The 569-nt window shown below is 63.3% G+C and carries 1 protein-coding gene; it reads left to right on the forward strand.

What is annotated here, in order from left to right:
* On the forward strand, nt 1–569 hold a 569-nt coding region (locus IB249_RS29565; RefSeq protein ID WP_192309934.1), incomplete at both ends, for a cbb3-type cytochrome c oxidase subunit I.

The following is a 569-nucleotide window of genomic DNA, read 5'->3' on the forward strand; positions in this document are numbered from 1 at the left end:
GGCCTACAACTACAAGGTCGTCCGCCAATTCGTCATCGCGACCGTGTTCTGGGGCGTGGTGGGGATGGCAATGGGGGTGTGGATCGCCTCGCAACTGGTGTGGCCCGAGATGAACCTCGACCTGCCCTGGACCACCTTCGGCCGCCTGCGACCGCTGCACACCAGCCTGGTGATCTTCGGCTTCGCCGGCAGCGCCCAGTTCGCCGCCAGTTACTACGCCGTGCAGCGCACCTGCCAGGTGCGCCTGTACTCCGACACCCTCGCCGCCTTCACCTTCTGGGGCTGGCAATCGGTGATCGTGATCATGCTGGTCACCCTGCCGCTGGGCTACACCACCACCAAGGAATACGCCGAGATCGAGTTCTCCGGCGCGGTGTGGATGGCGGTGGTCTGGGTCGCCTACGCCATCGTGTTTTTCACCACCGTGGTGCAACGCAAGACCAAGCACATCTACGTCGGCAACTGGTTCTTCGGCGCGTTCATCGTGGTGATCGCCATGCTGCACGTGGTCAATCACCTGTCGATCCCGGTGGACTGGTTCAAGTCCTACCCGGTGTACTCCGGCGCCA

The sequence above is a fragment of the Pseudomonas sp. PDM04 genome (assembly GCF_014851765.1).
Lineage (GTDB): Bacteria > Pseudomonadota > Gammaproteobacteria > Pseudomonadales > Pseudomonadaceae > Aquipseudomonas.